20 protein-coding genes and 1 other RNA gene are annotated in these 21,508 nt (G+C 41.6%); 11 read left to right on the top strand and 10 right to left on the bottom strand.

Going from position 1 to position 21,508, the window contains the following annotated elements:
- The first annotated feature begins 233 nt into the window (after nucleotides 1-233).
- Nucleotides 234-1,856: an NADP-dependent glyceraldehyde-3-phosphate dehydrogenase gene (locus tag ACMH5P_RS00960; protein ID WP_459492445.1), complete on the top strand. Its 1,623-nt coding sequence runs from the start codon at nucleotides 234-236 to the stop codon at nucleotides 1,854-1,856.
- A 62-nt stretch (nucleotides 1,857-1,918) separates the two neighbouring features.
- Here the strand turns inward: ACMH5P_RS00960 and ACMH5P_RS00955 are convergent, their stop codons facing one another.
- Entirely contained in the window at nucleotides 1,919-3,532 is a 1,614-nt protein-coding gene (locus ACMH5P_RS00955; RefSeq protein WP_459492444.1) for an ABC-F family ATP-binding cassette domain-containing protein, read from the bottom strand.
- A gap of 104 nt (nucleotides 3,533-3,636) precedes the next feature.
- On the opposite strand from ACMH5P_RS00955, the gene ACMH5P_RS00950 reads away from it, so the two are divergent.
- Together ACMH5P_RS00950 and coaD are read left to right on the top strand one after the other, a co-directional pair.
- On the top strand, nucleotides 3,637-4,341 hold the full coding sequence (locus ACMH5P_RS00950; RefSeq protein ID WP_459492443.1) for a DUF3822 family protein: 705 nt from the start codon (nucleotides 3,637-3,639) through the stop codon (nucleotides 4,339-4,341).
- Entirely contained in the window at nucleotides 4,338-4,796 is a 459-nt protein-coding gene (gene coaD / locus ACMH5P_RS00945; protein WP_459492442.1) for a pantetheine-phosphate adenylyltransferase, read from the top strand. The genes ACMH5P_RS00950 and coaD overlap by 4 nt, the downstream gene beginning before the upstream one ends.
- Here coaD and ACMH5P_RS00940 read toward each other — a convergent pair.
- A complete protein-coding gene (locus ACMH5P_RS00940) occupies nucleotides 4,775-5,470 on the bottom strand; it encodes an NUDIX hydrolase (RefSeq protein ID WP_459492441.1) in 696 nt (231 codons plus the stop codon). The two genes, coaD and ACMH5P_RS00940, sit on opposite strands and share 22 nt — an antisense overlap.
- Before the next feature lie 94 nt (nucleotides 5,471-5,564).
- On the opposite strand from ACMH5P_RS00940, the gene pyrE reads away from it, so the two are divergent.
- Complete coding sequence (gene pyrE / locus ACMH5P_RS00935) at nucleotides 5,565-6,203, top strand: orotate phosphoribosyltransferase (RefSeq protein WP_459492440.1); 639 nt, start codon at nucleotides 5,565-5,567, stop codon at nucleotides 6,201-6,203.
- Here pyrE and dprA read toward each other — a convergent pair.
- Nucleotides 6,200-7,315 (bottom strand): DNA-processing protein DprA, encoded by a 1,116-nt coding sequence (gene dprA, locus ACMH5P_RS00930; protein ID WP_459492439.1) that lies wholly within the window; start codon nucleotides 7,313-7,315, stop codon nucleotides 6,200-6,202. The two genes, pyrE and dprA, sit on opposite strands and share 4 nt — an antisense overlap.
- Nucleotides 7,316-7,339: 24 nt before the next feature.
- Nucleotides 7,340-7,663, bottom strand: coding sequence for a MerR family transcriptional regulator (locus ACMH5P_RS00925; RefSeq protein WP_459492438.1), 324 nt, complete (start codon nucleotides 7,661-7,663; stop codon nucleotides 7,340-7,342).
- Between the two features lie 115 nt (nucleotides 7,664-7,778).
- Between ACMH5P_RS00925 and alaS the strand changes: the two genes are divergently transcribed.
- The 4 genes from alaS to ACMH5P_RS00905 are packed head-to-tail and all read left to right on the top strand — an operon-like array spanning nucleotide 7,779 to nucleotide 13,418.
- Nucleotides 7,779-10,406, top strand: coding sequence for an alanine--tRNA ligase (gene alaS / locus ACMH5P_RS00920; protein ID WP_459492437.1), 2,628 nt, complete (start codon nucleotides 7,779-7,781; stop codon nucleotides 10,404-10,406).
- Between the two features lies 1 nt (nucleotide 10,407).
- Complete coding sequence (locus ACMH5P_RS00915; protein WP_459492436.1) at nucleotides 10,408-11,373, top strand: aminodeoxychorismate synthase component I; 966 nt, start codon at nucleotides 10,408-10,410, stop codon at nucleotides 11,371-11,373.
- Nucleotides 11,374-11,375: 2 nt separating this feature from the next.
- A complete protein-coding gene (locus ACMH5P_RS00910; protein ID WP_459492435.1) occupies nucleotides 11,376-11,975 on the top strand; it encodes an aminotransferase class IV in 600 nt (199 codons plus the stop codon).
- Between the two features lie 9 nt (nucleotides 11,976-11,984).
- Complete coding sequence (locus ACMH5P_RS00905) at nucleotides 11,985-13,418, top strand: ATP-dependent DNA helicase (RefSeq protein WP_459492434.1); 1,434 nt, start codon at nucleotides 11,985-11,987, stop codon at nucleotides 13,416-13,418.
- Between the two features lie 46 nt (nucleotides 13,419-13,464).
- Here ACMH5P_RS00905 and ald read toward each other — a convergent pair whose 3' ends face one another.
- Nucleotides 13,465-14,550, bottom strand: a complete 1,086-nt coding sequence (gene ald, locus ACMH5P_RS00900) for an alanine dehydrogenase (protein WP_459492433.1) — start codon at nucleotides 14,548-14,550, stop codon at nucleotides 13,465-13,467.
- A gap of 203 nt (nucleotides 14,551-14,753) precedes the next feature.
- Here ald and ACMH5P_RS00895 point away from each other — a divergent pair, with 203 nt between their 5' ends.
- The 3 genes from ACMH5P_RS00895 to ACMH5P_RS00885 all read left to right on the top strand — a co-directional run bounded on the left by ACMH5P_RS00895 (nucleotide 14,754) and on the right by ACMH5P_RS00885 (nucleotide 16,800).
- On the top strand, nucleotides 14,754-15,227 hold the full coding sequence (locus tag ACMH5P_RS00895; RefSeq protein ID WP_459492432.1) for an Lrp/AsnC family transcriptional regulator: 474 nt from the start codon (nucleotides 14,754-14,756) through the stop codon (nucleotides 15,225-15,227).
- A 21-nt stretch (nucleotides 15,228-15,248) separates the two neighbouring features.
- Nucleotides 15,249-15,618, top strand: a transfer-messenger RNA (tmRNA) gene (gene ssrA / locus ACMH5P_RS00890).
- A gap of 171 nt (nucleotides 15,619-15,789) precedes the next feature.
- Nucleotides 15,790-16,800, top strand: a complete 1,011-nt coding sequence (locus ACMH5P_RS00885) for a DUF6268 family outer membrane beta-barrel protein (RefSeq protein ID WP_459492431.1) — start codon at nucleotides 15,790-15,792, stop codon at nucleotides 16,798-16,800.
- Nucleotides 16,801-16,802: 2 nt separating this feature from the next.
- Here ACMH5P_RS00885 and ACMH5P_RS00880 read toward each other — a convergent pair whose 3' ends face one another.
- From ACMH5P_RS00880 to rhaM, 5 genes are all read right to left on the bottom strand, one after another.
- Complete coding sequence (locus ACMH5P_RS00880) at nucleotides 16,803-17,255, bottom strand: DUF2147 domain-containing protein (RefSeq protein ID WP_459492430.1); 453 nt, start codon at nucleotides 17,253-17,255, stop codon at nucleotides 16,803-16,805.
- 104 nt (nucleotides 17,256-17,359) lie between these two features.
- Nucleotides 17,360-17,908: a hypothetical protein gene (locus ACMH5P_RS00875; RefSeq protein WP_459492429.1), complete on the bottom strand. Its 549-nt coding sequence runs from the start codon at nucleotides 17,906-17,908 to the stop codon at nucleotides 17,360-17,362.
- 62 nt (nucleotides 17,909-17,970) lie between these two features.
- Nucleotides 17,971-20,055: a hypothetical protein gene (locus ACMH5P_RS00870; RefSeq protein ID WP_459492428.1), complete on the bottom strand. Its 2,085-nt coding sequence runs from the start codon at nucleotides 20,053-20,055 to the stop codon at nucleotides 17,971-17,973.
- A gap of 1 nt (nucleotide 20,056) precedes the next feature.
- Complete coding sequence (locus tag ACMH5P_RS00865) at nucleotides 20,057-21,166, bottom strand: glycoside hydrolase family 88/105 protein (RefSeq protein WP_459492427.1); 1,110 nt, start codon at nucleotides 21,164-21,166, stop codon at nucleotides 20,057-20,059.
- Nucleotides 21,167-21,170: 4 nt separating this feature from the next.
- Nucleotides 21,171-21,485: an L-rhamnose mutarotase gene (rhaM, locus tag ACMH5P_RS00860; RefSeq protein ID WP_459492426.1), complete on the bottom strand. Its 315-nt coding sequence runs from the start codon at nucleotides 21,483-21,485 to the stop codon at nucleotides 21,171-21,173.
- Nucleotides 21,486-21,508 lie beyond the last annotated feature (23 nt).

Genomic DNA, 21,508 nt, shown 5'->3' with positions numbered 1-21,508 from the left:
TTTTTTACCTGGGAGAAAGCTTTTATTCAGATGCATCCAAACAGTTTTACGGAACAGTACAAGTTTCAAATCAATAAAATCCGCCGCAAATACCCACTAAAAACAGAATTTTAAGCGTTTAAATTTTATACTTTTTTTATTTAACGCAGTATTATTCAAATAATTAGTACATTGCTTTATTCGAAAGATGCAAATCCGTGAAATTTGCAATCAGAAATTATTTAACAAAACATATGCAAGCGAGTGATTTAGAAAATCTGTTCCCCAAAGCAACGGATATCCCCAAAGAATTTGATTTGACGCAACCCATTGAACAAAGAGAATACCTTGTCAATGGAGAAATGCGTAAATGGACTGGCAAGACCCAAGATGTTTGGTCACCTATCTATGTTAAAACGAACAACGGATTTGAGCAAAAGCGTATCGGATCTTACCCGATTACGGATGCCACAGATGCGATGGAAGTTTTATATGCCGGCGTAAAGGCTTATTCAAACGGTCGTGGCGAATGGCCATCGATGTCGGTAAGCCAACGAATCGAATGCGTGGAAAAATTCACTCAAAAGATGATTCAAAAGCGTGATGAAGTCGTAAAACTTCTCATGTGGGAAATTGGTAAATCCTTAGGGGATTCTCAAAAAGAATTTGACCGTACGGTTCAATATATCTACGATACCATCGGTGCCTTAAAAGATATCGATCGTACCTCATCCACGTTCTTGATCGAAGAAGGAATTATTGGGCAGGTACGTCGCTCTCCTTTAGGGGTGGTACTATGTATGGGGCCCTTCAACTACCCGTTAAACGAAACCTTTACTACCTTGATCCCCGCTTTAATCATGGGAAATACGGTACTTTTCAAACCACCGAAACACGGTACCTTATTGCACTATCCCTTATTGGAGGCATTCAAGGATTCTTTCCCGGCTGGTGTGATTAACACATTGTACGGTCGTGGAAATTCAATTATCCCTCAATTGATGGAGTCGGGTAAAATTGATGTATTGACTTTGATTGGTTCATCCAAAGTGGCCGACAAACTAAAGAAAATGCACCCAAAGGTGAACCGTTTACGTGCCATTTTAGGTCTTGATGCCAAGAATGCAGCCATCGTAACCGAAAGTGCCCAATTGGATGTAGCAATCAATGAATGTTTATTGGGATCGCTATCGTTCAATGGCCAACGTTGTACGGCGGTAAAGATTATCTTCGTTCACAAGTCTTTAGCTGAAGCCTTTAACAAAGGTTTAGCCGAGAAAATCGAAGCCTTGAAAATCGGTATGATGTGGGAGCCGGGTATTCAGATCACTCCTCTCCCGGAGCCTAACAAGCCGGCGTACTTGAAAGAATTGATTGAAGATGCCAAATTACACGGCGCTAAAGTAATTAATAAGCACGGTGGAGAAAACTTCAAGTCATTATTCTTCCCAGCGATGCTTTTCCCTGTAACTAACAAGATGAAGGTTTGGCATGAAGAACAATTCGGACCTGTGGTTCCTGTCGTTCCTTTTGAAGATATTTCGACTCCGATTGAATACATCCATGAATCATCGCACGGACAACAGGTTGCGATCTTTGGTACGGATGTAAACCAGATTTCAGCGTTAATCGATGAGACGGTTAATCAAGTTTCGCGTGTGAATATTAATGCGCAATGCCAACGTGGACCGGATTCATTCCCATTCACAGGTCGTAAGGATTCCGCAGAAGGAACTTTATCGGTAACAGCCGCATTGCGTTCATTCTCAATCCGAACTGTGGTAGCGACGAAAGCGAATCAATTGAATAAGGATTTGGTGAACCAAATTGTGGAGAACCAACAGTCAAACTTCCTTTCGACACGATTCATTTTGTAATCAAACGATTAAAAACAAAAAAGCCTCGATGAAAATCGAGGCTTTTTTATGCTCTTTGGGTCTTATAAACTCGCACGTTGCGCTTTTACCGTTGGATCCGTAATGTATTCATCGTAAGTCATCAACTTATCTAAATGCGATTTCGAACCTAATTCAATGACACGATTCGCTACGGTATCCGTTAGTTGGTGATCATGGCAGGTAAATAAAATCGTCCCTGTAAATTCGACCATCCCGTTGTTCAAAGCGGTAATGGATTCCAAATCCAAGTGATTCGTCGGCTCATCAAAGATGCACACATTCGCACCTGACAACATCATACGTGAGAACATACAGCGCTGTTTCTCCCCTCCTGAAATCACTGTACATTTCTTCAAGGCCTCTTCACCCGAGAACAACATACGGCCCAAGAATCCACGAATGAAGCTTTCGTCTTTCTCTACGGAATATTGACGCAACCAGTCCACCAAATTCATGGAATCATCCTTAAAATAAGACGCATTGTCATTGGGCAAATAGGTTTGTGTGGTCGTTACCCCCCATTTGAATTCACCTGAAGTGGGTTTTGCCTCCCCCATCAAAATATCAAACAAGGCTGTAATCGCCAATGAATCTTTGGCAAGAAATGCTACTTTATCACCCTTATTGATCGTAAAAGACACATTCGTGAATAATGGAACTCCATCTTCTGTGCTTGCCGATAGGTTTTCAACCGATAACAATTGGTCTCCCGCTTCGCGCTCTGGCTTGAAATTGATGAATGGGTATTTACGAGAAGAAGGCTTAATGTCATCCACTTGCAACTTATCCAACATCTTTTGACGCGAGGTCGCTTGCTTCGACTTCGCTACGTTGGCAGAGAATCTACGAATAAATTCCTCCAATTCTTTCCGTTTCTCCTCGGTCTTTTTGTTTTGATCTTGACGCTGACGTGCTGCTAATTGAGACGATTCATACCAAAAAGTATAGGTACCCCCATACAATTGAATTTTACCAAAGTCTAAATCGGCAATGTGTGTACACACATTATCCAAGAAGTGACGGTCGTGAGAAACGACAATTACCGTGTTCTTAAAGTTTTGCAAGAAACCTTCTAACCATAAGATTGAATCAATATCCAAGTTGTTGGTCGGCTCATCTAACAACAAAATATCCGGATTACCGAAAAGCGCTTGAGCTAAGAGTACCTTTACTTTTTCCGAACCATTTAAATCACGTAATAAGGTATAATGTAAATCCTCTTTAATCCCTAAGCCACTCAAAAGCGTTGCTGCCTCGGATTCTGCCTCCCAACCGTTTAATTCGGCAAATTCGGCTTCTAAATCCGCGGCCTTATTGCCATCTTCCTCCGTAAAATCCTCCTTCATGTAAATCGCATCCTTCTCCTGCATAATATCGTAAAGACGCTTATTACCCATGATAACGGTTTGCAAGACAGGATACTCTTCGTATTCAAAGTGATTCTGTTTCAAGATGGACATACGTTCACCTGGATTCATCGAAACACTACCTGTTTGAGACTCAATTTCTCCCGACAAAATCTTCAAGAAAGTGGATTTACCTGCCCCATTAGCCCCAATAAGGCCATAGCAGTTGCCCTCCGTAAACTTGATATTTACTTCTTCAAATAAGACTCTTTTCCCAAAGCGAAGGGAAACGTTCGATACAGATAACATACGAATTGGATTAAATAAGGCGCAAAATTAGGCATTTTGAGGCTAGAAAAAAATTCTATTTTTTATCTATTGTCCTATTTTTTTTGCAATTTCGGGCACTTTGAATGGAATTAACCTTGCAAACAGCTTCACATACGAATCCGGTAGAACCTAGCGCTGACCTAACTTTACAGGTTAGTGAGCAGGGAATCCGTTTTCCTGGCGAAGAAATAGTACTTTGGAAAAAGGCAAATCAAGCGATTAAATCCCGACTTGATTTCTTTGCCATGGCTCAGTCGGTGCATCAAGAGGTTTCAATTGAAGTAATCCATCCTGCATTCCTACTCCTTCCTAATGAATATCACGATCCCTTATATCGTGTGGCATTCTTAGAGAAAGCCTTAGGAGAACATTGTATGAATGAACAAGAATTACATGAGCAGCCTTGCCCTTTGGTTGATTCTACCTTGTTGTTTTTAATCCCAAGTGCTTGGAAAGATCAATTGGCAAGCTTATTTCCTTTGGCCCAAATAAAGTACAATCACCTAATTGGAAATAATACAAATAATTCCAAATTATATATCCATCCTCGAATTCATGTTTACTTACAGGAAAACAAGGCCTATGTAACTTATTTCCAACATGGTCAACTGCAATTAGCGAATGTATTTCCTTTTGAACATGAATTAGCCTTAGCCTATTATTTACATTCTATTCGTGATACTTTTGATATACAATGGAATCAAGAAAGTATTCGTATGGAAGGACCCGATTCCACAAACAAGCAACTGATCGATAATTTAATTCGATTGAACATACCTCTTTCATGAAAAGAACTGCATTTTTTCCAGGCTCATTTGATCCATTTACCAAAGGGCACGAGGACATTGTTTTACGGGCATTGACCTTATTTGACGAAATCGTGATCGGTGTCGGCCAAAACTCCAATAAGAATCGTTATTTCAATTTGGAAAAAATGAAAGGCTACATCGAAAGCACTTTTGCAGGAAAACCTGTTCGTGTAGTTACTTACCAAAACCTAACGGCCAATGTCGCCAAAGAAGTTGGCGCGAAATTCATCATCAGAGGATTACGAAACACAACCGATTTTGAGTATGAAAACTCGATTTCACAAGTAAACCGTCACATCAACGAAGAATTGGAAACGGTCTTTTTGATTACCTCACCGCATTTAGCACCGATTAGCTCAACGATTATTCGGGATTTGCATCGTTATGGAAGCAAAATCGACCAATATTTACCTTATACCTTGGATGGTATTTGAGCTTCTTGAAATTTAATCATCACATATCGAATGGATGAATAGGTGTCTGAAACTGCCTTATTCATCGCTAAAGGAGATAACCATTCCACTTTCTCAATATTCTCTTCTACTTGAGGAATCAATTTTGCCGTATGCTTGCTGCGCATCGAATACCATTTGGTTTTCTTTAAAATGCGTTGATTCTTATGCGAATAGGTATGATACGTTGTACAAATCTTATCGACTAAGGTTGCCTTAACATTACATTCCTCCTCTACTTCCCTCACAGCGGCCTTCTTGAATTTCTCATTCTTCTCCAATTTACCTTTGGGCAAATCCCACTTTCCGAGTCGATAAATCCACAGAACCTCATCCGCTTCATTTTGTACCACACCACCTGCAGCTTCGATAACTGAATAAAGCGAACAAATCTTCGTCTTTAAAGCCTCCTTAATGTTCGTTAGAATATAGAGGGAATGAAAATCAAATGGCTTTTTCCCATGTAAGTCCTCAATGATTTTTTCCATTTGATCAACGCTCACGTTTAATAAACACGTGTGTCCTTTGAAATCCGCAATTTTAATCGGCTTTAAGCGAGCATCGATAATCACATCGAAATCCTCCATCGGAGGATAAGAATGCTTTTTCTTGCGATTAATTAATTTGATCGGACGATCGTCAATAAAAATGACCATTAGGGAAATTTAATTTTGGCAAAAATAGAATTAAATAATGATAAGATAAGCCGAAAAAACTATTTTTGTAATTAAATAAAAGAAACGATATCGCATGTCTAATTTGACCATTTCACAAGAAGTAGCCCAGCATTTATTACGCATTAAAGCCATTCAATTACGTCCAGACCAACCCTTCACATGGGCATCAGGCTGGAAATCACCCATTTACTGTGATAATCGAATTTCTTTATCAGATCCAGAAGCAAGAACTTACATTAAAAATAGCCTTTCCGCTGTTGTAAAAGGATACTTTAAAGATGTAGACGCCATTGCCGGTGTCGCTACTGCGGGTATTGCTCAAGGCGCTTTGGTGGCCGACTTCCTTGATCTACCTTTTTGCTACGTCCGTCCTGAGCCGAAAAAACATGGTATGGGAAATCAAATCGAAGGTTCGGTGAAACCGGGTCAAAAAGTAGTTTTAATTGAAGACTTGATATCTACGGGTGGAAGTTCATTGAAGGCGGCAGAAGCGCTCCAACAAGCGGGTGTGGAAGTGTTGGGAATGGTCGCCATCTTTACCTATGGTTTTGAAATTGCTGATCAGAATTTCCAAAACGCAGGTTTTCCATTGGTAACCCTCAGTAATTACGATGTATTAGTTGAAGAGGCCATCAAATTAGATTACATCTCAGATACGCAATTGGTAACCTTACAAGATTGGCGTGTAAACCCAAGCACCTGGGGTGTTTAGTTCTTTAAGCGATAAACATAACCAGGCAAGGATTTAATCAGGCCCTGGAATTCCAAATTCAAGAGAGTGACCGCCAAGTCGGTCACTTTTTTTTGTAGTTTCCACGCCAAGGTATCCAATTTCGTCTCCCCATTTTGGGCCAAGAAAGCGATAATCTCACTTTCCTCCTCGGTCAACCTCGACCATTGTAGATTCTTATTCGATTTGATTGTTTGCTCCGGATGTATCCAATTCATCTGCTGACACAATGCTTGAAAATCCGTATAAATCACCGCTTTGTTCTTTTGAATAAGTCGATTACAACCTTCTGAGAAAACCTTATCCAAATTGCCGGGTATCGCAAAAACCTCTCGGTGATAATTATTCGCATAATCGGCCGTAATGAGTGCCCCACCCTTCTCAGCGGCTTCCACGACCACAGTCGCATCGGTCATACCTGCAATAATTCGATTTCGTAATGGAAAAAAACGCGGGTCAGGCTTTTGATGTAGCGGATGTTCCGAGAGTATCCCTCCATTCGAGACGAGGTCTTGCAAATATTTTCGATGTTTCGCGGGATAAATATGTTCGAAACCACCCGCCAAAACAGCGATATTAGGAATACCCAATTGAAGGCAATGTTTATGGACTTCGATATCAATTCCATAGGCGAGTCCGGAAACAAAGGTTATCTGAGTTCCTAGCGATTGCTCGACCAGGGAATGGGTAGTTCGACGACCATAATCTGTCGCCTTCCGTGTACCGACGACGGCCAAAAACCGTTCCTGATTTAAATCCACATTTCCAGAATAATATAGCTGAATAGGAGCATCATACATATGCTTCATTCGATCTGGAAAATTAGCATCCGTATAAAACAAGGTTTGAATTTTTGCTTTTTCGCAGGCATTTAAGATTTTCTCAGCATCTTCCAATAAACCCTGTTGAGCAACTGAATGAGCCAATACGGGTCCAATGTGAGGTATTCGTTGCAAGTCGCTGGAAGAGGATTTGAAAATCGCTTCTGCAGATTTCGTGTAGGCAATTAAACGACGGGCATTAACCACACCGATTTGCGGGATACGAGATAGGGCAATTTGATAGACTTTTTCGGGATACATGTTGGCTTCCATTACGAAACCAAACTAAAGCAAGATTTAGGCTAAATCATCCGAAATAACTTGTAAAAATTGTCGAATATCTAGTAATTGGTCAATGACCGCTTGATTCGGATTCTTCGGTGAACCATTTTTCTTGATGGCTAATTTCGCTCCTTCAATCGTCAAACCTTGTTTATCGATGAGATCCACCAAAACTGAAATCTTCTCAATGTCCACCGGCGTATATTTCCGAATACCTTTTCCGGTTCTTTTGGGAAGTAAATGTGGGAACTGCGTTTCCCAATAGCGTAATTTAGACGGATTGACCTTGAATAATTCGGCAACTTCCTTAATCGAATAATATTGCTTGTCTAAATTCATAAAAGCCCTTATTTGGTTCAAAAATTCAACAAAAAAAACTAATTTTGTGATTCTTGTTTAAACAAAAATAAACAAGCGAGCCAATTAAACCAACCCATTCCCAAAATAAGCGAAAATGACTTCTACGGAGATCCGCCAACAGTTTTTAGATTTCTTCCAATCCAAAGGTCACTTGATTGTACCATCAGCACCTTTGGTTGCGAAAAATGACCCTACCCTTTTATTCAATAACTCGGGGATGGCGCAGTTTAAGGACTTTTTCTTAGGAAACGGAACGCCTCCTTCGAAACGTATTGCGGATACTCAAAAATGTCTTCGCGTATCTGGAAAGCATAATGACTTGGAGGATGTAGGATTTGATACCTACCATCACACAATGTTTGAGATGTTGGGCAACTGGTCTTTTGGCGATTATTTCAAACAAGAAGCATTAACCTGGTCTTGGGAATTATTAACCGAAGTATTCAAATTACCGAAGGAACGTATTTATGTGTCTGTTTTCCAAGGCGATGAAAAAGATGGTGTTCCGTTTGATCAGGAGGCCTTTGATATCTGGAAAGCGATTGTTGGCGAAGATCGAATCATCTACGGCAATAAGAAAGACAATTTCTGGGAAATGGGTGAAACGGGGCCTTGTGGACCTTGTTCAGAAATTCACATCGACTTACGTGATGCGGAGGAAGTGGCCAAGGTTTCCGGTAAATCTTTGGTCAATGCAGATCATCCGCAGGTCGTAGAAATTTGGAATAACGTATTCATGCAATTTGAGCGCATGGCAGATGGATCTTTGGTTCCCCTGCCAAACAAGCACGTGGATACCGGAATGGGATTTGAACGTCTTTGCATGGCGATTCAAGGCAAACAATCGAATTACGATACCGATGTGTTCCAAGGAACCATTCAATATTTAGCTCAAAAGGCTGGGAAACATTACGGTCAGGAACAATGGGCAGATATCGCGATGCGTGTCATTGCCGATCACATTCGTGCGATTGCCTTCTGTATAGCGGATGGCCAATTGCCATCCAATGCGAAAGCTGGTTATGTGATTCGACGTATTTTACGTCGTGCTGTTCGCTATGGTTATACCTACTTAGGATTCAAAGAACCGTTTATGCATGAATTAGTGCCTTTATTGGCCAAACAATTCACAGGCGTATTCGATGAATTGATCGCTCAGGAGGCATTCGTGGCGAAAGTGATTTATGAGGAGGAGGTATCGTTCTTACGTACTCTATCCACAGGCTTAATTCGTTTGGATAAATTGATGGAAGATTGCCAAGGCAAGGTGCTTTCCGGAGATGATGTATTTGAATTGAATGACACCTATGGATTCCCGATTGATTTGACGGCTTTGATTGCCCGTGAAAAGGGATTGGAAATTGATGAACCTGGGTTCAACAAGGCTTTGCAAGCGCAAAAAGAGCGCTCACGCAAAGATGCGGGGGCCAGCGCGGAAGATTGGGTGATTGTTCGTGAAGGGGATGAAGTTTCCTTTGTGGGCTATGATGAGACCCAAACAAATACCCAAATCCTTAAATATCAAAAGATTCAAAACAAAGGTGGCGTTCAATACAAAGTAGTTTTAGAAACGACCCCTTTCTACGCTGAATCAGGTGGACAAGTGGGTGATACGGGCCAATTAACGTTTAAAAATTCGGGTATCAGCCTTCAGGTAGTAGATACTAAAAAAGAGAATGATTTGATCGTGCACTTTTTAAGCGATGCGCGAATCGAAACAGTAGCAAGCGATCAAGAGGTTATCGCAACGATAGACGTAAACCGCCGCCGCACGATTACGCAAAACCATAGTGCGACACACTTATTGCAAGCAGCTTTGCAAGAAGTATTGGGTAAGCACGTTGCGCAAAAAGGTTCATTGGTGAATGAATCGCTTTTACGTTTCGACTTCTCCCATTTCCAAAAGGTAACAGACGAAGAAATCATTCAAATTGAGCAATTGGTGAATGCCAAAATTGCCGAAAATATTCCTTTGCTTGAGGAGCGCAATGTACCAATCGCCCAAGCAAAAGAAAAAGGCGCGATGGCCTTGTTCGGCGAGAAATACGGGGATTTTGTTCGCGTAATTACATTTGATAAGAATTATTCGGTGGAATTATGTGGGGGTACGCACGTGCCGGCTACGGGTGAAATCGGATTGTGTAAGATTATTACGGAAACCTCGGTGGCTACAGGGGTTCGTCGGATTGAGGCGATTACGTCCCAACAAGCTTATGCGCTCTTAAGCGAACAAGAGGCAATTCTCTCGGAACTTAACAATTTATTGAAGGCACCAAAGGATTTAGTGAAAGCGGTTAGCCAATTAATCGAACAAAGCAATAGCCTCCAGAAAACGGTTCAGGCTTATCAAGCGAAGGAAATTTCGGGATTGAAGACGGAATTGTTGAAGCAAATCAGCACGAAGGGAGATGTTTCAGCCATTATCCAACAAGTTTCGGTTCCCAATGCAGATGCCTTAAAGAATTTAGCATTTGATTTACAAACAGAAGCAGGAAGCTTGTTCTGTTTGTTAGTTGCCGAGATTGAGGGGAAAGCAAGTTTAGCATTGGCCATCTCCAAAGATTTAGTTGAGGCCAAATCGTTCAACGCCGGAACCATTGTTCGTGAATTAGCGAAAGAAGTTCAAGGTGGTGGCGGTGGTCAGGCCTTTTTAGCAACGGCTGGAGGTCAAAATCCTGCCGGTTTAAGTAAGGTTATCGAATTAGCTCAAAACTATTTATAGAATGCTCGACATTCCCTATGTATCCTTTACAGAAGTATCTAAACAATTGGATGCATGGGGAATTTCAGGCACCCCCTTTGTCTTTTATGTCAACTACGACCAAAGCCAAGCTTGGGCAGGTTCGCGCGAAGATGCCGAACGCTTAGGAATTCAATTCGAAATTCGAAAAGAGAAACAATCTCCCCAGCAATCATTTTCTTTTGACAAGAAACCTATTTCTTACGATTCCTATCTTTCAAAATTTGAAATCGTTCAGAAAGGTTTGCGGTATGGAGACAGTTTTTTGGCGAATCTTACGGCTGAGACACTGATTGATACGGATGCCAATTTAAGGGATATTTTTGCCTATGCGCAAGCAGCCTATAAATTGCATGTTGAGAATCGGTTTGTTGTCTTTTCGCCAGAGTGTTTTATTCAAATACGGGATAATCAGATTTATTCATTTCCGATGAAAGGTACATCCTCTGCTGCAGATGGTCCTGAGGCCTTACGAAATAATCCCAAAGAACAAGCGGAGCATGCGACCATTGTGGATTTGATTCGGAATGATTTAAGTCAAGTTGCGTTTCCCATCCGCGTGGAGAAATACAAATACATTGATGAAGTAAAAACCCACGAGGGAAATCTTTGGCAAATGTCCTCTGTCATCTCGGGCGCGTTGCTACCCCATTTACAAGGTCGCTACGGTCAAATTTTACAGGCCCTGCTTCCTGCAGGTTCGATTACTGGGGCACCCAAACCAGCGACGATGAAGATTATCCAAGAGGCAGAAAATTACGAGCGAGGATTTTACACGGGGATCATGGGCGAATTCGATGGAAAAAACCTCGATACTGGCGTCATGATACGCTTCATTGAGCAAAGAAATGATCAAAAAGTATTTAAAAGCGGCGGCGGAATTACGGTCTATTCCGAACCGCACAAAGAATACAAGGAATTAATGCAAAAAGTATACCTACCCTTTTAACTATGTTTTCATTTTTAGAAACGATTTGCATCGCTGACGGAAAAGCCCAACACTTGGACTTTCATCAATTACGCGTCAATGAAACATTTGATGCCTTTTTTCCGGTGTGGGAGCCCTTTGACTTAGCAGACGAAATCGCAAAAATCGAATTACCTAGCCAAGGAATACACCGCTTACGAATCACCTACACAGAGGATCCACAGACCATTGAAGTCTTACCCTATGTGGCGAAAAATGTTCAAAAGTTTAAATTGGTTGATGCGGGCGAAATCGATTATGGTTTCAAATGGGCAGAGAGAGGTTTTTTCCAAAGCATTTTGGAGCACCATCCTGAGGCAGATGAGGTAATTTTCCACAAGGATGGAATCATCCAAGATTGTACCATCGCGAATTTAGCCTTTTTAAAGGATGGGATTTGGTATACGCCGGAAGCACCAATGCATTGGGGAACGACAAGAGCGCGCTTATTAGTAGAAGATCAAATAGAAGAAACTGATATTTTAGTTTCAGAAATTGATCAATATGAACGAATTTGCCTGATTAATGTATTCCGTCCTTTATCCCTAGAAAACTCGATTGCCATCACGGATGCAATTGTGTAATTTCACCTTATGAGTAGCACTAAGAGTCCCGCTTTTTTATTGCATCAAAAATTCCCCTTTGAACCTACCCCTTCACAGGCGGAATTATTCAATAAATTAAGCACCTTCATCCTCAATGAAGACGAATGGGCTCCGCTTACCTTCATCATCCGAGGATATGCCGGAACGGGTAAAACCACTGTGATTTCCACCCTAATCAAGATTTTAGGTAGTTTTTCTTACAAGACCCAATTATTAGCACCCACCGGTCGGGCAGCCAAGGTCATGGCCAATTACTCCAAAAAGAAGGCCTCGACGATTCATAAAAAGATTTACCGACAAGTCTCTAATCCGAATTCAGGTGCTTTGGTGTTCCAACGCATGAATAACTATGCCACGAATACCGTTTTCATTGTGGATGAGGCATCCATGATTACGGATGAGTCTGAGTTTGGACAGAACAGTCTTTTAACCGACCTAATCGAATATGTTTTCACGAATCCTGAAAATGGACACACGGGAAATAAACTAATCTTTGTGGGTGACACGGCGCAATTACCGCCCGTTGGGAAGAGTTCCTCTCCCGCTCTCTCCAAAGATTACATATCCCAGGAGTTTCACATGGATGTCATGGACCACGAATTAGTCGATGTGATGCGCCAAGACATCCATTCTGGAATTCTTTACAATGCAACAAATTTGCGGGGATTATTGGCCAATCAATCCACTGCCATTCAATTCAACACGGCTTCATTTAAGGATTTTTTTCGAATGACGGGGGAAAAATTGGAGGACGGAATGCATTATGCTTATCGGAAGTTTGGCAAGGAAGAGTCTATCGTGCTCACTCGCTCCAATAAGAGCGCCGTTCAGTTTAATGAATTTATCCGGAGAACCATTTTATATCAAGAAGATGAGATTTCATCGGGCGATTTGTTGATGATTGTCCGCAATAATTATCATTGGTTAGACGAGGATTCTCCGGCGGGCTTCTTGGCGAATGGTGATTTCGTGGAGGTGCTTAAGATCAAAAAGGAGGAGGAAATGCATGGTTTGCGTTTCATGAATGTCATACTCAGGCTATGTGATTACGAGGAGCACCCTGAAGTTGAAGCAAAAATCTTATTGGATACGCTTCATTCGGCAGAATCAGCCTTAGGTAAGGAGGCCAACAAAAAACTCTATGATTCCGTTTGCGAAGACTATGCCCACATCACCAAGAAAAAGGAACGAATGGAGGCCATCCGAAAAGATCCGTATTTGAATGCCTTGCAGGTAAAATTTGCCTATGCGTTGACGACCCATAAATCACAAGGTGGCCAATGGAAAGCCGTATTTGTCGATCAAGGATTTTTAAAAGAAGAGCAAGTGGATGCGGAATACATCCGCTGGCTTTATACGGCCATTACGAGAGCTACCCATGAATTGTTTCTCGTCAACTTTCATGAACGATTTTTTCCATAAAAAAAAGGCGAAACAAACTGCTCGCCTTTTCCATTATTCAATCCAATTATAAATTAAACTGTGCAGCTAGCGTCGCATCCAATAATTTACCTTCCACAATCGTGAGGCCTTTCTTAAGGGCCTCATTTTTTTGACAGGCAGCCTCCCAACCTTCATTGGCTATCAGTAAACCATAAGGCAAGGTAGCTTGCGTCAATGCTTGCGTAGATGTTTGCGGTACGGCACCTGGCATATTCGCGACACAATAATGTTGAATTCCATCGACGATGTAAACTGGATTCTCGTGGGTAGTTGGCTTACAGGTTTCAATGCACCCCCCTTGATCCACCGCGACATCTACTAAAACGGTACCCGGCTGCATTCGAGCTAAATCCTCTTTTTTAATTAAATGCGGTGCCTTCGCTCCATGAAGAAGTACTGCTCCAATCACCAAATCTACCTCAGGCAGATGTTCTTGTATGGCAAATTCCGTGGAATATTGTGTGACAACATTCCCTGGCAAAATATCATTCAAATAACGTAAACGAGCTAAACTCGTATCCATGATGGTTACCTGAGCGCCTAAACCCGCAGCCATCTTAGCTGCCTGCGTACCCACAACCCCACCACCCAGTACAAGAACATTGGCAGGTTTAACACCGGGAACACCGCCCAACATCTTTCCTTTTCCGCCTTGCGGTTTACCGAGGAAATAGGCCCCAACTTGAACTGCCATACGACCGGCAACTTCCGACATGGGTGTTAAAAGAGGTAAACTGCGGTCGGGAAGCTCAACGGTCTCATAGGCAATGCAAATCGCTTTAGATCGAATCATTGCCTCCGTTAAGGATTTAGAGGCTGCAAAGTGAAAATAAGTAAATAGTATCTGCCCAGGTTTGATCAAAGCAAACTCGGCCTCCAAGGGTTCCTTCACTTTAATTATCATATCTCCCACTGCATAAATTTCAGATGCCGACGAAAGTATAGTAGCCCCCACTTGTTCGTATGAGGTATCTGCAAAACCAGATCCAACACCCGCCTGGGTTTCCACGAAAACAGGATGACCAGCTTTGATAAAGCTTTGAGCTCCAGCGGGCGTTAAACCAACCCGAAACTCTTGATTTTTAATTTCTTTGGGAATAGCGATTTTCATATGTACGTGGTTAAAAAAAGAACGGCCAACGAAAAATTCGCTGGCCGTTACCTTTGATGAAGTATAATACATTGCAAATATAGCACTCGCCATAAATATTTTGGACACAAACCAATAAATAAGAAATATTTACTTCATACTAATTATATTGCAAAAAAATATACCAAAACGACACCATTTATTACAAGAAAACCGAAAAGTTTATGGCAGCAAAATCCCAATTAGACCCAATAGATATTAAAATATTAAAAATTATTCAGGAAAACAGTCAAAAAACGTTGAAGGAAATCGCAGAACAGGTAAATCTTTCCTTAAGCCCAACGCACGACCGGATGAAGCGTTTAGAATCCGATGGCTATATCAAGGGATATGTAGGCTTGTTGGATCGAAAAATGTTGAATTTGGGTTTATTGGTCCATTGTCAAGTTACGTTAGAAAAACAAAATCGAAAGAATTTCTCAGCATTTGAAACGGCCATTAAAGCATTTCCCGAAGTGATTTCATGTCATTTGGTATCTGGGAACTTTGATTACTATTTAAAGGTTTTAAGTACGGATGTGGAGAGTTATAACCGATTTTACCAGGAGAAATTAGCGGTTTTACCCTCGGTAGCGCACATCAGTAGTTTATTTGTCATGGATGAAATTAAGTCAACAACTGCCTTACCCTTGATTTAATTTGTATCTTTGTGACTTAATGGGATCGACCGGTTTTGACAGCTTAAGCAGATCGGTTGTAAGCACGTCGGGAGTTGGAGGCATTTCCTGTATAAAAAACCTTCGAATTATAGCTGGCAATACTTCGTATGCCATGGCTGCTTAGTCTGATAGACTAACCAATTGCCATCGTTCCACCCCGGCCAAACTCTGCCGCTAGGGAATCTGGAGCGTCGACCATGCAGAGTCGATGAATGCAATTTCGCTAAGCGTTCATTAGTATCCAGCGGATAAGTGTTCAATAAGGTCTGATCTGAACCTGTTGGGCATCGAAAATTGATCAAATCTAAACGTGTAGAAAGCATCAGGTTTCTAGGTTTGGACGAGGGTTCGAATCCCTCCGATTCCACAAGGAAAATTAATTTTCCAACAATTAAGCAAATGGCTCGGAACAGTTCCGAGCCATTTTTATTTCCTGCTATTATTTCAAAACCAAATGAAAAATATTTCGTTTAGTGTGAAGCAAAAAAGTACAAACAAATCCTTCCAATTGTATATTTGCTACCGACAAACTAAATAACATATGAAAAAACTACTTACGCTCATTTGGGGTCTTAGCAGCATGATCGCTCATGCCCAAAGCGATACCACAGAAACGTTTGATTACAGCAGTTTTGGTGACGCGGATGGTGTTAAACGCTATTGTACCGTTAAAGTACTCAATCAAACTCCCCAACGAATCATTAGTCTTGGATTTGAAAATTATGGACACTTTGCGATGCCAGGTGTACAATTTAATAGCAAAGAACTACCCAGTACCATCCATGTGGACCAAGTAAATGCCTTGCGTGCTCAGGTAAACATTCCAGTTGTTTCAACCAACAAAATCATTTGGCAAATGGGACTAAACTATTGGGGCAGTAATTTCTCGGTAGCCAATCCAAGTGTAAACGCATTAGCAAACTCGCTTTCTTCCAACGCGTTAATCACGGCAGGAATGAACACAACCATCTTCAAGCCCCTAAATGAGCGTAATTTTATGATTATTCAAGCAAGTTCGGACCTGAATGGACTATTTGCGAGCTCAAAGGATATATCATCGAAGGCGGTTACCAACAGTGCGACGGTCATCTATGGCTGGAAGACGTCTGAAAATAACATGATCGGTACGGGTCTCGCTAGAACCTATCGTGCCGGTAAACTAATCCATGTTCCCGTTTTATTTTGGAACAAAACCTTCAATGACCGTTGGGGAATGGAACTTTTATTACCAGCAAGAGGCTATATACGCTACAACTTCTCGACATCCAATATGCTACAAGCCGGCTTTGAGTTGGAAGGAAATCAATATTGGGCAAATGTTCCTGGCGCAGAAAACGCCTACATCCAACGCGGAGAAATCAAACCACGAATCATGTGGGATAAAAAAATAAACGGATTTCTTTGGTTAAATCTTCAAGCCGGTGTTCGTGTTAACTACCGATTTGATGTTGCCAATGCGTATGATGCCAAAAATGAGAATCAAACGTATTTTTCGAGTAACCTAGGAAATCCGTTTTTCGTAAATGTTAGCTTAAATTTTGTATCCCCTTAGGTCTACTTAGCTTGTTGTCTCGTCCAATTGTCTGTACGTCCGATTAAAGATACACCAATGTATCCGCGAACTTCCAGAGAATTGGGCGAGGTTAATTTCATCGTACAAGAGTAGGTATTCCCATTTTTAGGGTCGTAAATATTACCTTCTTCCCAGGTATTATTATCCTTGTAGACAAAGCCCCAAACGTTAATTAAACCAAGTATCGCTCTTTTTTGAGAAGCTGCATCCGGGTGATTTTTATCTAACTTAGGTTTCCCCGTTTCTGGATCATTGGGTTCTTTTAGCCAAACAACCTTCCCTTGGTATTTGTCCCCATTTTTGTAGATACGAACCATGGCAGTTCCCTCCCCTGTTTTCCATACGCCAACCAAGGCATCCGGATTATTGGCAAAAGTACTTAAAGCTGAAAAAACGAAGGAAATAAGTAATAGATAAAGAAATGTCTTTTTCATAGGAATAAAGTTTGATGATAAGATATGTTGGGGACAAATATATTATACAAACCTATTACCCACCCCATATTCATTAAAAATATTTATCTCCAATAATTTTCGAGTTAACTGCGTTTTGTCATCCAATAGCCTAACCAAAGTCCACAAAGTCCCCAAGAAGCCAAGGCATCAATCAGAGATGCCCGTATATCAAATACGGGATACCAAATATGTTCCGTATAGGCCACATTGGTGAACGCAATGAAACCTACCACTAAACTTAAGCGTAAAATCAAGCCTTTTGTTGGCACCTTTAACTGCTGAATAATCCAGATTAATAGCATAGCCAAAAGAATATTCACGATTAATCCTCGGATCATATTTGAGCTCATATTCGTATCATTCGAAGGATAATAACGTACAATGGCCCAAGGCTTACCTTGTATCGATTTCGTAAATTTTTCCATTTCCTCCATGGATAACATCTCCTTCATGCGAGGTAACATGTAGCCTCCAGGCTGTTTGAGATGTTTCGACAAGGCGATCAAGACAGAGTCCTGCCCCGGACTATATTTCTGACTTGGTTCGTGTAAATTAAAGGCCATCTGAGAAAAAGCCTGCCAAAAAAAGATAATTAAACCTCCTACAATACCACCGATTAATGTCTTTTTCATTTGAAATAAGTTTAGTAATCGGCGAATATACTAAATAAATTAAAAAACTACTTGAAAATATCCTATTCCAAAGAAAAGTCCTCGACCCTGACATCCCAACCCGAAGGAAATCCACTAAAGTAAGCATTACCCATCTTACCTTTCGCCATCCAAGCTAAAAAGGTCAATAAACCGCCATTTCCAGGCAAGTATAATCGCAAACGCTTGTCTTGATAATTATGTCCATTAATTAGATATCGATTCTTTTCTTGAGGCATCAACAATAAATTAATTGCCAAATCTGATTCTTTCAATCGAGCCGCTGTCATTGCCATTAAGGGATAATCCCAACCCCAAGTTGAGGACCAATTCCAAGTACTCAATACCTTTTGCAAGGTATTCTTCATTTTTGTAGAATCTGTCGATGATAAAGGGGCCAACATACCCATAGCACCTAAAACTGCCGGGTGATCCGAAACAAATCGCGGATTTTGATATCCATCCCCGATTCCAGCTGCTGCTTGATAAATCCCATTATATTCGGGTAAACCCGGAAAATGTGCAAGAACATGCGTCCATTTTTCCTCAGGCTTCAACCCTAAACGTAATCTCCAATCCTGTGCCTTCTTCAAACCTTGATACCATGCTGCCAATTCCAGTGGCGCATTGTAGGTCGAGGCATAAGGTAAAGATTCCTGCGCCGGAATGAAGCCAGGTCCTAATCGGTAAGTTTTCGTTGAATCATCCCAAGACATCAAGGAATACATCCCCTCCGCCGTTTCTTGAACTATTTTTGCAAAACGCTTACGAAAAGAAATTGGCTTCGATTGCGCAATTAGATCCAACATCTCAATGATGTGTGGCTGTTGCCATAATAAAAAAGAACCGACCGATGATGGGGACTCCCCACCTGATGGATCCGTCATTTTTTGCCAACGAACTCCCGTAAAGCCTTGTCGGTCGGCCAATTTCCGCGCCTCCCCCAAGTTTTTCTCATACCATTTCAACGCCGGCTCCATCAATTCCGACCGTCCCCAATAGCCAAAATGCATCAGATGCCACCAAGTCATTTCAAGATGCGGCCGACCGTACCAAGAATTATACGTTAAACCCGTCTCTTGGGGTGGTTCATTTCCTACCGACTGAATTCGTGTCAAATACAAGGATAAAATCATTCGCCTTTCGAGTTCCAGGGCCCTCGGGTCCTTAACTCTCGAAAAATCAATCATTCCCCCAGATTTCCAGAAATGTTCGAAAACTCGACGATTGAAAACATGGGCTTCCTTCAGTCCGAGAACAGGTTTATGACCATAGGAAACGGAAAATTGAATCTCAGCACAACTATTCGGACTTAATTCATAGGTATGATTAGCCTCTCTTTTAAAACGAAAAGCCACCGAGCCGTGAACATATGTTTGATAATTCAAACTATCCATGACATGATGAATTTGGACCTGATTCGTAGCTAAGCGTTTGATATTAGTGGAGTGACCTCCTACTTGATAATTGACTCCCTCGTCCACAAAAGCCTGACTCGGAAACGGATAATCGACAAAAAAACGCAACTGACCCGTTTTCAACAAAGCCGAATTTACCTTTACCTGAACTCCATCGACCTGATGCAAAGCAAACGTAATCACATCGACTGGAATACCCTCCACCTCAAAATGCGAATGAATCTCACCCGTATATGGATTTAAACGTTGAGCGATCGATTTCAAATCAGGTAACCCCAGAAGCTTTCCTGTTTTTGAATAAATACGGAATCCCCAATGTCCTAAATGGATGCGATGCGGATTTTGTCGGTAATACTCCGTGGCTGAATCTTTTCGCGCATTCTGATGTCCTTGCAAGGCATAAGACACCTTTCTACCCGCATAAAGTGCATCTCGATACGTCTCCAAACGCTGAAATTTTGAGATATTCGGAAAGGCATGCCACCCCCAATCGGCTTGCGTACCTAAGGGAATCCCCTTTGAATATTCCATCGGGAAAGATTGTAGCCCCGTCACATCGACCGTGAAAGCGAAATGGCCATTTCCGACCGACAAGGCCCCCACCGTATCTACTTGATTCAGCTTCACGATATGACGCTCCACCACAGCTCTCCGGTCAATCTTTTGCGCAAGACCCACAAACGATATCAGCAGAAGCGCCCAAATTCGCATGCTATTTAGCCTTTAGTAGTTCGGAACCGGCCAACAAGAAACAACCCAATCCGAAATCCTCAAAATTAGGTACATGGTCAAAGGTCACAGGTTGAGAATCCTTAGGCTCCTTTCCTGTTCCTTGAACATAGCCTAGAAATCCATTGGGATGCACACAGGCCGACATGCCCTTCCAGGCTTTATCAACAATCGCATTGTACTTTTTGGCTGGCAAGATCCCATTTCTTACTCCCCAGGCCATTCCGTAAACAAACAATGAAGTTCCCGTCAACTCTGGTCCTCCAAAATTAGAAGGATCTTTTAAACTCACATTCCAAAAACCATCTTCTCGTTGTAAAGCAGGTAAAACCTCCGACATCGCCACAAAGTCGGCCAAATATTCCGCACGATGTGGATCATTTTCAGGCAACAAATCCAAGGTTCTCACCAAGGCGGCGTATACCCAAGCACTTCCCCTTGACCAATAGCAATTCGCACCATTGGGCTCCTTATACGGTGGAACAAAATCCTTATCCCGCCACCAAAGCTTTTCAGATGGATTGTACAATCCATTCCCGCCATGTTTGTATTTGGTATATGCATACAAATCATACATCTTTTGGAAATACTTGGGATCTTTGTAAATAACACCCAAGCGGGTGTAAACCGGCATACTCATCTGCAAGCAATCAATCCAGGACCAATCATCCGCCTTTTCTGTAGCGACCATGTTATCAATATTCTCCTTGATCAGCTTAATGCGCGAAGAATCTCCTTGCATTAAAAACAAATCGATATAAACCTGCCCACAGGCCTGATCATCTGCATTTCGTGTCTTCAAACCGTTCCGTAAAGACCAACGATGGAAATTACCCCAATCAACCATGTACTTCAAATCCGCTTCCTTGGGACTCAATTTATACAACTCCAATAATCCCTCATAATAAACTGAACGAGTCCATATATTGGAAGGTCGAGTCTTATCTGGACTCACGATAACTTGGCCAACATCAGGCCATTTTTGTTGGAAATACTGATTTGCCAATTGCATTTTAGCCAATACTTCAGCTTTATTCGGTTTTGAAACCGCTAGATATGAAAGAGCCAGAAGCCCGAAAAGAATCTTTTTCATCGAATTATGCTAAATAAAATACGGACGGAATATTGACCGCCACCGGAGAATTATCGGGATTGGCCTGCATGATATCACCCATGTAGGCCCACCAGCGTTGCATGACAGCATGCGCTGGCAAAGAATCCAATTGCTGTAAATCAGGTGCTTCTAAATAAGCAAACAAGGTCAGCGTCTCCTCGTCTAGGAATATGGAATAGTTCTGTATGCCCACTTCGTGTAATAAATCCACTAATTCGGGCCAAATCTCATCGTGACGTCGTTTGTACTCGGCCTCAAAACCGGGCAATAGAAACATCTTAAATGCCTTGCGCTGCATAGAAATAGGTTTATTTTAAAAGC

The organism is Aquirufa sp. 5-AUSEE-100C1 (assembly GCF_054558655.1).
Note: the sequence above shows the minus strand (reverse complement) of the source record. Positions and strands in the feature narration are given on the sequence as shown.

Excerpts from the sequence above, each read along its gene's own strand:
- ACMH5P_RS00960 (WP_459492445.1), top strand. The coding sequence starts at position 234 with ATGCAAGCGAGTGATTTAGAAAATCTGTTCCCCAAAGCAACGGATATC.
- ACMH5P_RS00955 (WP_459492444.1), bottom strand. The coding sequence starts at position 3,532 with ATGTTATCTGTATCGAACGTTTCCCTTCGCTTTGGGAAAAGAGTCTTA.
- ACMH5P_RS00950 (WP_459492443.1), top strand. The coding sequence starts at position 3,637 with ATGGAATTAACCTTGCAAACAGCTTCACATACGAATCCGGTAGAACCT.
- coaD (WP_459492442.1), top strand. The coding sequence starts at position 4,338 with ATGAAAAGAACTGCATTTTTTCCAGGCTCATTTGATCCATTTACCAAA.
- ACMH5P_RS00940 (WP_459492441.1), bottom strand. The coding sequence starts at position 5,470 with ATGGTCATTTTTATTGACGATCGTCCGATCAAATTAATTAATCGCAAG.
- pyrE (WP_459492440.1), top strand. The coding sequence starts at position 5,565 with ATGTCTAATTTGACCATTTCACAAGAAGTAGCCCAGCATTTATTACGC.
- dprA (WP_459492439.1), bottom strand. The coding sequence starts at position 7,315 with ATGGAAGCCAACATGTATCCCGAAAAAGTCTATCAAATTGCCCTATCT.
- ACMH5P_RS00925 (WP_459492438.1), bottom strand. The coding sequence starts at position 7,663 with ATGAATTTAGACAAGCAATATTATTCGATTAAGGAAGTTGCCGAATTA.
- alaS (WP_459492437.1), top strand. The coding sequence starts at position 7,779 with ATGACTTCTACGGAGATCCGCCAACAGTTTTTAGATTTCTTCCAATCC.
- ACMH5P_RS00915 (WP_459492436.1), top strand. The coding sequence starts at position 10,408 with ATGCTCGACATTCCCTATGTATCCTTTACAGAAGTATCTAAACAATTG.
- ACMH5P_RS00910 (WP_459492435.1), top strand. The coding sequence starts at position 11,376 with ATGTTTTCATTTTTAGAAACGATTTGCATCGCTGACGGAAAAGCCCAA.
- ACMH5P_RS00905 (WP_459492434.1), top strand. The coding sequence starts at position 11,985 with ATGAGTAGCACTAAGAGTCCCGCTTTTTTATTGCATCAAAAATTCCCC.
- ald (WP_459492433.1), bottom strand. The coding sequence starts at position 14,550 with ATGAAAATCGCTATTCCCAAAGAAATTAAAAATCAAGAGTTTCGGGTT.
- ACMH5P_RS00895 (WP_459492432.1), top strand. The coding sequence starts at position 14,754 with ATGGCAGCAAAATCCCAATTAGACCCAATAGATATTAAAATATTAAAA.
- ACMH5P_RS00885 (WP_459492431.1), top strand. The coding sequence starts at position 15,790 with ATGAAAAAACTACTTACGCTCATTTGGGGTCTTAGCAGCATGATCGCT.
- ACMH5P_RS00880 (WP_459492430.1), bottom strand. The coding sequence starts at position 17,255 with ATGAAAAAGACATTTCTTTATCTATTACTTATTTCCTTCGTTTTTTCA.
- ACMH5P_RS00875 (WP_459492429.1), bottom strand. The coding sequence starts at position 17,908 with ATGAAAAAGACATTAATCGGTGGTATTGTAGGAGGTTTAATTATCTTT.
- ACMH5P_RS00870 (WP_459492428.1), bottom strand. The coding sequence starts at position 20,055 with ATGCGAATTTGGGCGCTTCTGCTGATATCGTTTGTGGGTCTTGCGCAA.
- ACMH5P_RS00865 (WP_459492427.1), bottom strand. The coding sequence starts at position 21,166 with ATGAAAAAGATTCTTTTCGGGCTTCTGGCTCTTTCATATCTAGCGGTT.
- rhaM (WP_459492426.1), bottom strand. The coding sequence starts at position 21,485 with ATGCAGCGCAAGGCATTTAAGATGTTTCTATTGCCCGGTTTTGAGGCC.